Source organism: Bacteroidota bacterium (assembly GCA_018831055.1).
Classification (GTDB): domain Bacteria; phylum Bacteroidota; class Bacteroidia; order Bacteroidales; family B18-G4; genus M55B132.
The window spans coordinates 19933-28948 of record JAHJRE010000030.1 but is presented as its reverse complement, the minus strand read 5'-3'; the positions used below and the strand labels follow the sequence as shown (position 1 = coordinate 28948).

Genomic DNA, 9016 nt, shown 5'->3' with positions numbered 1-9016 from the left:
TGAGTGATGAGTGATGAGTTGTCGCTTGCAACCTGTCGCCTGTAACTTTGTGTTAATGATTCCCGATACTCATATTATTTTTTGTTGATCAGAGCAATTCCGACCTGAAAGCATCCAAACGTATGAATATAAAAAGGAGAATTGTGAAAGCCCATAAGGATGACCCTCCGTAACTAAAGAACGGCAATGGTATGCCAATCACAGGCACCAATCCAATGGTCATGCCTATGTTTACTGTGAAGTGGAATAACAACACCGATAATACACCGTATCCATAGATTCTGGAAAACTTTGACTTTTGCCTTTCCGCTAAATTGATCAATCTGATCAATAATAAAAGGAAGAGAGATAAAATCACAAAACTACCGGCAAACCCCAGTTCTTCTCCAACTGTACAAAAAATAAAATCTGTATCCTGTTCCGGAACAAAATCGTATTTGGTCTGTGTTCCTTCAAGATATCCTTTGCCCCAAAATCCCCCGGAACCAATGGCGATTTTTGATTGATGTACATTGTAACCGGCACCTTTAACATCAAGCTCCTTTCCGATGACAACATTGATCCTTTTTTGCTGATATGGAGATAAATAGTGCTCAAATGAATAATCAACCAGGAATGAAAATCCCGCACATAAGGAAGCAAAAAGGATTATTTTCAGAATATTTGAAAAGGTTCGTTTAATAAAGAAAAGCGATAAAACGGCAATGAATGCTAATCCAATAAAAATATATAACATGCTGATGAACAGGGTCGTAATTGTAAGGATAAATATTACAACACCGGTGATTACCAGACGGGCTGATAAACCGTCGCGGTACAGAACAAGGAAAAATGATAGAAAAACAAGCGCCGATCCTGTATCGTTTTGAAGAAAGATTAGTGCTGCCGGTAAGGCAATTATTGTTATAGCTGTTAAGAGATGTTTGAACTTCCGGATATTTGTATTGAAATCACTGAGATATCGAGCTAATGCCAAAGCTGTTAGAAACTTGGCGAATTCGGATGGCTGTAGCCCGAAAGATCCTATATGAAACCATGATTTAGCACCAGACACTTCTCTTCCGAAAAATAAAACCAATAGTAGGATTAACATTCCGATTGCGTAAAAAACATAAGAGAAAGCGTTAATGAACTTAACATCCAGAAATAAAACAATAAAAATTATAATCACAGAAGCAAATATCCAAAGCAATTGTTTGCCATAGCGTTGAGAAATATCGAAAATGCTGCTGTATTCATCATTGTAAACCGCTGAATATATATTGAGCCAGCCAAAAAAGACCAAAAAGAAGTACAGAATGATTGTAATCCAGTCGAGATTGGCAAATATGTTTGTCTGTCTTCTCATTTCCTGTTCAGTAGATTTGAATTCAAGAGCCTATCTTCTATCCAGACTCTTTTTATCTCACCAGTTAAATATTTTTCGATCATCAAGCTGGCTATAGGAGCAGCCCATGTAGAACCGAATCCGGAGTTTTCAACGATAACAGCAAGAGCAATCTTAGGATTTTCCCTGGGTGCAAATGCAATAAAAGTCGAGTGATCTTTGCCATGTGGATTTTCTACCGTTCCGGTTTTTCCGCAAATCTTTATATCCGGGATGTTTACCCAGTGAGCGGTTCCATATGGTGCATCTACTACGTCATTCATTGCAGCAACTATTGGAGAGAAATATTGCATATCAATGTTGGCTGTTTTCTGCCTGAATTGAACACGGTTTGGACCTTCTGTCCCATATATATTTCGGAGGAGATGAGGTGGGAAATAGTATCCCCAGTTAGCCACAATGCATGCGAAGTTAGCCATTTGTAAGGGAGTTACAAGAATTTCTCCCTGGCCTATGGATAGCGATCGAATCGTCAAAGCTGTCCAATGGTTCTCACCATAAACATTATCATAATATTCAGCAGGTGAAATATTTCCGCTTAATTCAAATGGAATGTCTGTGTTAAATTTGGTGCCAAATCCTGCCTTAATAGCATATTTTCTCCATTGTGTATATGCTTCTTTTGTTGTCGAATAATTGGGGTTGGTAATTATACTGCGGAAAGTCTTCCAAAAAAATGGATTACAGGAGTGCATAATCGCATCATGAAGCTCCAGTGGAGTGACATGATGATGGGAACATCGGATTGGCCTGGTTTCTGGCCCCTGGCAATCATATCGAGTTTCAGGTGTTAACACATTTTCCTGCAAGGCAATCAATGCATTGAGAATTTTAAATGTGGATCCTGGAGAGTATGTGCCCATTATCGCTCTGTTCATTAATGGGTTTAAACTGTCGGAAGCTAAGGCTGCGTAATTGATGCTACGTATTCTTCCAACAAGTAGGTTCGGGTCGTAGGATGGACTTGTTACAAGGGCCAGGATTTCTCCACTTGAGGGTTCTATGGCTACTATACTGCCTATCTTGTTTTCCATCAGCATTTCACCATATTGCTGAAGTTCTGAATCTATAGTGATCTGTATATTCGATCCTGGAACTGACACTGTATCCAGTGAACCATCCATGAACTTTCCTTTTTCCCTGTTGTGAACGTCCACAACCTTGACACTTACACCCTTTTGACCTCTTAGAAGAGATTCGTACGATTTTTCGATTCCACTCTTACCAATATAATCGCCTAACTGATAATAATCGTCCCTGTCAATTTCCTTTTGGGTTACTTCACCTACATATCCCAAAGTATGTGCTGCAATGCTTCCTGTATATTTTCGTAATGTTCTAGCCTGAACGAAAAATCCCTCGTATTTAAATAACTTTTCTGCAAGATAAGCATAGTCTTGCCGCGATATCTGCTCAAGAAACAAAGATGGTTTGAAACGGCTGTATTTTTTTGCCTTTTGTAGTCTGTTCCTGAAATCGCTAAGAGATATTTTAATTATGTTGCATAATTCCAGGGTGTCAAATGTAGATAACTGCCCGGGTATAACCATAAGGTCATATGCAGGTTCATTGTAAACTAAAAGATTGCCGTTGCGATCATAAATCAACCCCCTGGGGGGATAATCGGTCATATATCTCAATACATTGTTCTCAGCAGAAAGCTTGTAAGAGTTTTTGGGTACTTGTAAAATGAATAAACGAACAATGAAAGAAAGCCCAATAATAATAATAAGGCCTTTGATAACATACTGCCTGGAAGTATAGCTCTTAACTTTCATGGATCATTGCCGGTATTTATGCAATTGCAAAGATAAACCATCGGGAAATAAGATTACCGCAGTCCTGAATGACCAAATCCGCCCTCTCCCCTCTTTGTTTCATTTAAAACCATTACTTCCGTTAACCGAACGCGGGTGTAACTTGAAATTATCATTTGGGCTATGCGATCGCCGCTGTTTATTGTAAATGGTTCCTGTGACAGGTTTATTAATATTATTTTTATTTCGCCACGGTAATCAGCATCAATGGTACCTGGTGTATTAACCAGAGTAATTCCATGTTTGATGGCAAGCCCGCTTCTTGGGCGGATCTGTGCTTCATAACCGGAGGGAAGCTCAATAAATAGGCCAGTAGGAATCAGATTCCGTTCAAAAGGTTGTAATGTTAACGGATTTTCAAGATTCGCCCTTAAATCCATTCCGGCTGAATGTTCTGTTTCATAAGAAGGTAAAGGATTCTTCGATTTGTTAACAATATTGATCTTCATTAAGCTTGATTTATATTAAACGTTTTGTAAAATTTTTTCTTTCAAATATAAAAATGATTAAAAGGAAAGAAAAGAAAAGTATGGTGTTTATAATTAATTGACCTTCTGATGGCTCAGGAAATATTATCCTGCTGATAAAATAAAGGGTAATCGCTGAAATGGAATAGAGAGAAATGTGAAGGTAATCATAAGGAATGGGATAGAATTTTCTGCTAAGGAGGAACGAGAAAACAACCATAAATAGATTACAGAAAAAATGAGCCCAGGCTGCCCCGATATAACCCATTCCTGGAACAAGTACAAAATTGAGGATTATGGTTATTAATCCTCCCGAAATTGCTATGAGAGCTCCGAATTTAGTTTTATCGGTAAGTTTATACCAGATGGATAAATTAAATAGAACTCCCAGAAAAAGATTTGCTAGCAATACAACTGGAACTATACTTAACCCGCTACGATAGCTTTTATCAATAAATAGTTTGAAAATATCAAGATATAGTGTCACCAGCAAAAAAATAGTCAGGCAAAATATGATGAAATACTTCATCGTAAGTGCATATAAGTACCCGGAATTTTTATCCTTAGCATGCGAAAAAAAGAAGGGTTCGGCGGCATAACGAAACATTTGAATGAAAATGGTCATTAATACAGCAAGTTTAAAATTCGCTCCATATATACCCAGTTGAGCCATAATATAATTATGAGGGTCCGATGTACCAGGAGGTATGCTAACAAGATACTTAAAAAGCAGTTTATCAGAAACCTCGTTTATCATTCCCGCTAAGCCAACAATAAGCAATGGTAATGAGTAAAGAAGCATTTTCCTGATAAGAGCTATTTGAAATATTATTTTAGCTTTAAAAATTTCGGGTAATAGAAGTAAAAATGTTACTGCTGTGGCAATTAGATTTGATAAAAACGCATATCCTACACCAAAAGAAGGATCATAAATAAAGGTGATTATTGATGACGGATTATTTGAATAATAATGTGGACAAATAATCAGGAAACAAAAGTTAAACAAAATATTTACGGAAATATTTATGATTTTGATGTAAGCAAACCGGAAAGCTTTATTTTCAAGTCTCAACTTGGAAAATGGGATTGCAAGAAATGAGTCAAGCCCTATAATTATTGCCATAATTGATATGTACTCCGGATGATCAGGATAATTCATGTATTGTGAAATAGGTCCGGAGAACAGTAAAACCAGGAATATGAAAATAGATGAAGTTATGCCTAGCAAACTTATTGAAGTTGAAAATATTTCTGATTTGTTCTCTGAATTTCCTGCAAATCGGAAATACGTAGTCTCCATCCCATATGTCATTAACACGAATAGAAATGCAGTATAAGCATATAATTCAGTAATGATTCCATAGTCACTTGTGATAAAAATTCTTGTGTAAAAGGGTGTGAGTAATAAATAATTAAGAAGTCGTGGTATGATCGTGCCGAGTCCGTAAACAATCGTCTGTCCGGCAAGAATTCTTAGAGGTTTCAATGGTTATAGGTTTATTGCAAAGATAAACGATTTATTCAGCCATTGAAAAATCCTAAGGATCTTGTAATAATGCTAATAATTACAAATCAGGAACATGATTTAAATGAGGGAAGTTTTGAATTATTATATAGCAGGATTTACGGGTAATTCGATGGTAAACGTTGTTCCCTTATCCGGTCTGGAATTAAAGGAAATGGCTCCCTTATAATAATCGATGATACTTTTTACCATAGCTAAACCCAATCCCATTCCTCCTGACTTTGTTGTGAAATTTGGCTGAAAAATTTTGTGAGATATTTCGGAAGGTATACCCGGTCCATTATCGCTAATTTGAATAATTATTGATGTGGGTGTCAGGTATAATTTGATGATTATTTGACCGTCGATTTTATCCGATAAAGCCTGGACAGAGTTTTGAATCAAATTGGTAAAGACTCTGGAAAATAGTTTTTTATCTCCTGTAAAAATGCAATTGGGTTCGACCTTACAAGCAATACTTGTATTTTGTATTGAGCTGTCTTTGAAAAGATCTGCTGTCTGTAACAATACTGAAGAAAGATTAAATTCTTCGTTTTTCGGTTCCGGTAGATTATAAAGATTGGAAAATTGCACTGCAATATATGACAGAGAATCGATTTGTTCAGTAATTGTATCGGTAAAACGTTTTAATCTATCTGGAAAATCGGGGGATTTGTCGTTCCATGATTTTAAAAGTGCCTGAACACTTAATTTCATGGGAGTGAGTGGATTTTTAATTTCATGTGCCACCTGTCGTGCCATTTCCCTCCATGCGTTTTCTCTTTCCGATTGAGCTAAAAATAAAGCATTTTTCTCCAATTCGTCGACCATTCGGTTATATTCTGCTACAAGTGTTCCAATCTCATCCTTTGCTGACCATACTATCTTTTCATTCTCATTTTTCAACGAAAGTTGTGCTAATTTGGTTTTCAACAATTGAAGAGGTCGTGTCACATATCTTGATACAAGCAGGGAGATAAGCATAGACAAAATGATAAATAGAATATATATGTTAATATAGGTAGAAAGAAAAGATGATATCTCACTACGTAATTCCGTTTGTCTGGCAAAATATGGTAGGTTTACAATGGCAGAGATCTCGTTATTTGAATTTCTGAAAGGAACATAAGCTGATAGATAATCATAGTGACCTATGCATTCATGTTGAATGTGAAGTATTTTGTTTTCAAAGAAAATAGCTCTGTATGCACCTGGATCCATTAGCTCTGAAGTTAGGCCCTTGCTGAAGATACCAGGTCTAGATGTAGCTAAGAGATTTCCTGATAAATCATAAAGATTTATATCAGAAAAGAAAACCTGAGAAAATTTTGTAAGTAGTGTCGAAAGATAATCAGAAAGAGAATCTGTTAAAACAGGTTCAGATGAGAGCTTATGTTCCAGTTCCGTTAAAACAGAAAATGTTTTCTCCTCAAGAATGTCATGATTTTTATCATTATTGAAACGGATAATGAAAGTTATAGATATTGCGCCTATGAATAAGAAAACAAAAATAAGAAGGATTATGATCATAACCTGAAAGCGATTACGAAGGTTTATCCCGTTAAACGAGCCCGATGGAATGATGTTAAATATTGTAACAAATATGAGTACAATAATAGAAATAGTCAGAAAAAGAAAGGAAAAGGGAGAAATTTTATCAAGAAAAGTAGGCTTCTCTTTACTCAAAAGAATAACATTTTGATCTGCTAATTCAAAATAGTAATGTATGTTACCATCATATTCGAAACTGGAGTTGGATAAATTCACGGGAGTTAACTTATGCCTGTAAGATACATTTCCGAATTTATAAAAGAGATTGTTTTGATAATAGCGCGCATAAGAATAATCTGAAAGATCAGGATACGATATATTCCCTTCTTCTACAAGTAATTCAGGATAACCCAGGCCTTCATCAGGATAGGAATTGTAATAGGCTTCCGCATAAATCGTGAAAGTAGAAATGCTGTCATTTACCATTATGATATATGGCAATTTTACCAGGTAGCTGTATGTATGACTGATATGGTAGCGAAAAAGAAAAGATGAAGGTGTTGTATCACAATAATTTAAGATTTGAGACAGAAAGTAATCTTCACACAATATTAAATAGTTATCTGGTTGAATGTTTAAAATATTGCCTTGGTTACAAATGGTAAGGAAAACATTATAACCAGGGAAGATTTTATCAAAATAGTTGTATTTCAGATAATTATTTATAATATCCTGATTTGTCGATTTATACTGTGCTAAATAGTTTTTAATAATAGTGTCTTTGGTAATATTGTCTTCAAAAGTTAGAAAAGTATACTCAGTCACTGGATCAGATGTTCGGGAGAGCTGTAGCGCTAAAATAGACCGGTATTGTGATTCTTTTTCTATTGTTGATTTTCTCAGAAGAAAGGAAGAAACAGCTGAAAAGAATATAATTAGTATAGTGACAGATAGGATTGAATGATACGTTTTAAGGTATTTTTTAATGAATAGTAAAAGAAAAATGAAAATTACTGGTATGATCGTTAATTCATAACTTTTTGAACGCAGATAAACAAATACCAGGAATAGCAGGGCAGCACTAAAGAACGAAAGGAAAAACCTTGGAGGATTATTTGCAAACAAGGGAAATAATTTGTCAAATAATTTATATGATATCAATGTGTAAGAAACTAAAACTAGTATTAAAGATATGATACTCAGATATGCTGGAAAACTTAAAGAAACAACATTGGTTAAATCCATTGAAAAGTTTGAATCCAGGATAAGGCTTTGTACTAAAAGATGTATTAATTTGAAGAAGATGAAAAAGTGGAGAAAGATGCTAAATGAAGTAAAAATCGAATAGGATCCATTATGGTTTTTTATGATCAAGGAGAATCTGGAAAAGATGGTATATGATATTGCAAAAATTGTAATTGAGTTTAGAACAAGATCGCCTATAGAGTTAAAGAACACAGTAGAGCCATAGAAAAAAGGCGTAAAGAAATCTGATTCGAATAAATGAGATGGAAATCTAATATAATAGACAAAAATTCTAAGCAACAAGATGTCGATTATTAGAAAAATCGTGGAAAGCATGGGAAATTTTAGTGATAGTGGTATTCTTTGATAAATGTGGTATATAAGAATAAGAAGTAATGAAAATATCAGCAGGAAGAGTAAGAACAACGTTCTCAAGCTGGATGATGAAAAATTTGATATAGGAGTTTCTTCGGGTGTGATGGATTTGAAAACAAACGGTGATTGTTGAAGAGAATCCGGAATATGCTCCAATCTTATACCAGGACTCAAGTCATATGCAGGATTGAAACTATTTACCAGATGTGAATTATTATAAGGATAAGAATAGCGGATCAGGTTTAAACCAATCAGCTTGTATGGACCATTAACGAGAGAAATAGCCTGGTAGTAAGCATTCGGCAATCTGAGTATAACAGTTTCATTTTCAGGAAGATTATAATCGGTAGGATTAACCGAATTGTTGGTCCAAAAGATAAGAGAATCGTTTCTGTAAAGAAAGAACAATAATGAAGGATGTGTATTATCTATTGTAACAATAAAATCGTCTGTAGCAAATGATAAACTATCTGGATGTTTAATTAATCTATTGGAATATTCTTCAAGAAGTTTTTGTTGATTACTATATACCTGTTCAAAGTGATATAGTGTTTTTTTACAGGAAAGGTTACTGGAAAACTTATAGTAAAGGAAAAGAAAAATAATTGTAATTATCAAAATCAGTAGAGAAATGAACAATATTTTGTTTTGAAATAACCTCATTGTTATAATGATTTGAAATTCAGACTACTAATATTATGCCAAAAGAAGCCTATATTTTAATGATCGC

The 9016-nt window shown here is 34.9% G+C and carries 5 protein-coding genes; all 5 read right to left on the bottom strand.

Features of this window, described 5'->3' with window-relative positions; all coding sequences use genetic code 11:
• Positions 1-88: 88 nt before the first annotated feature.
• Complete coding sequence (gene rodA / locus KKA81_02160) at positions 89-1348, bottom strand: rod shape-determining protein RodA (GenBank protein ID MBU2649714.1); 1260 nt, start codon at positions 1346-1348, stop codon at positions 89-91.
• Positions 1345-3165, bottom strand: a complete 1821-nt coding sequence (gene mrdA, locus KKA81_02155) for a penicillin-binding protein 2 (GenBank protein ID MBU2649713.1) — start codon at positions 3163-3165, stop codon at positions 1345-1347. Before mrdA ends, rodA begins: the two co-directional genes overlap by 4 nt.
• 53 nt (positions 3166-3218) lie before the next feature.
• Positions 3219-3653 carry a dUTP diphosphatase gene (gene dut, locus KKA81_02150; protein MBU2649712.1) on the bottom strand — a complete coding sequence of 145 codons (435 nt, stop codon included), beginning with the start codon at positions 3651-3653 and terminating at the stop codon, positions 3219-3221.
• A 10-nt stretch (positions 3654-3663) separates the two neighbouring features.
• Positions 3664-5157 carry an oligosaccharide flippase family protein gene (locus KKA81_02145; protein ID MBU2649711.1) on the bottom strand — a complete coding sequence of 498 codons (1494 nt, stop codon included), beginning with the start codon at positions 5155-5157 and terminating at the stop codon, positions 3664-3666.
• A 123-nt stretch (positions 5158-5280) separates the two neighbouring features.
• Positions 5281-7911, bottom strand: coding sequence for a HAMP domain-containing histidine kinase (locus KKA81_02140; protein ID MBU2649710.1), 2631 nt, complete (start codon positions 7909-7911; stop codon positions 5281-5283).
• Positions 7912-9016: the final 1105 nt, after the last annotated feature.